The organism is Pseudomonas sp. P4_C3 (assembly GCF_056402075.1).
This window is the reverse complement of record NZ_JBFUIC010000667.1, coordinates 1-1,096: the sequence shown is the minus strand read 5'-3', so window position 1 is coordinate 1,096 and position 1,096 is coordinate 1. Positions and strand designations below refer to the sequence as shown.

Below are 1,096 nucleotides of genomic sequence, written 5' to 3'. Positions count from 1 at the left end.
GCGTTGGTGATGGAGTCGATTTATGGAGACCACGGAATCAAAGCGGGTTTCACAGACGGCATCTGTAAAGACCAGCTCTTGATCGCCGCAGAGCATTTGTGTGAACTGGGCGCTGATGTGCTAATCCTGGGCTGTACGGAGCTACCTCTGGTGCTTGAGCATAGCGAATCCTACATGATCAAAAATCATGAGGTTGCATTGGTCGACCCGACAACCATTTTGGCATTGAAGTGCATTGAGCTTGCCCGTGAAAATACGGTCAAGCCTTCCAGTCACTAATCAAGCAACAGGTATAGTTTGATTGGAGCGGAGCTTCGTCAGAAAGGTGTCCGTAGGCGCACCCCGACTCCCACCAAACTAGATGCCCTACGCTGCTATAAAAAAGAAAGGCCCTTATCGGGCCTTTTTTGTACTCAAACCAAAATCACTTGGTCAGCCAGAACTCAACGGTCGCGGAACTGTGCAGAGCTTTCACAGCATGCAACTGCCCATTCAACCGAATTACAACGAATATGAAATACCGACCTGCACCGTTCTCGGCGCCCCTGGATAAGCGTAAACGTTGCCGAACGCCCCCTCCTCATAATCTTCGTCCGTCAGGTTTTTCACATCCAGATTCAGTCGGATTTTTTCGTTGACCTTGTAGTAGCTCAGTAGATCGACAACGGTGTAGTTGCCCATCGAAAACGCCGTGTTGGCGGTCTGCCCTGCGCGCTCATCGACGTACTTGAGACCGGTGCCAAGCCCTAGTCCCTTGAGGGCACCATCCTGGAACTCGTAGACGTTAAGCAGGCTGAAGCTGTTCTGCGGAATATTCATCAGTCGGGTGCYGGACTGGATGACATTGTCCTTGATCACCTCGGCATCGACATAGGCGTAGCCGCCAATCACCCGCCATTGCGGCGTCAGGTTGCCGGCGATGTTCAGGTCGAAACCACGGCTGCGCACCTCGCCTGCCGCCACGCTGAACGTCGAGTCCACCGGATCGGTGGTGAGTACGTTGCGCTTTTCGATCTGGTAGATCGCCGCGTCGATACTCAATTGACTGTCCAGCGCTTCCCACTTGATACCCAGCTCATAGGATTTGCCCTTTTCC

At 53.0% G+C, this 1,096-nt stretch carries 2 protein-coding genes; one reads left to right on the top strand and one right to left on the bottom strand.

Going from position 1 to position 1,096, the window contains the following annotated elements; genetic code table 11:
• Positions 1 to 279: aspartate/glutamate racemase family protein (locus tag AC1DVH_RS31615; RefSeq protein WP_477757094.1), on the top strand; the 279-nt coding region annotated here is incomplete at its 5' end.
• Positions 280 to 501: 222 nt separating this feature from the next.
• Here AC1DVH_RS31615 and AC1DVH_RS31610 read toward each other — a convergent pair.
• Positions 502 to 1,096, bottom strand: a 595-nt coding sequence (locus tag AC1DVH_RS31610) for a TonB-dependent siderophore receptor (protein WP_477757093.1), incomplete at its 5' end; no start/stop codon positions are given.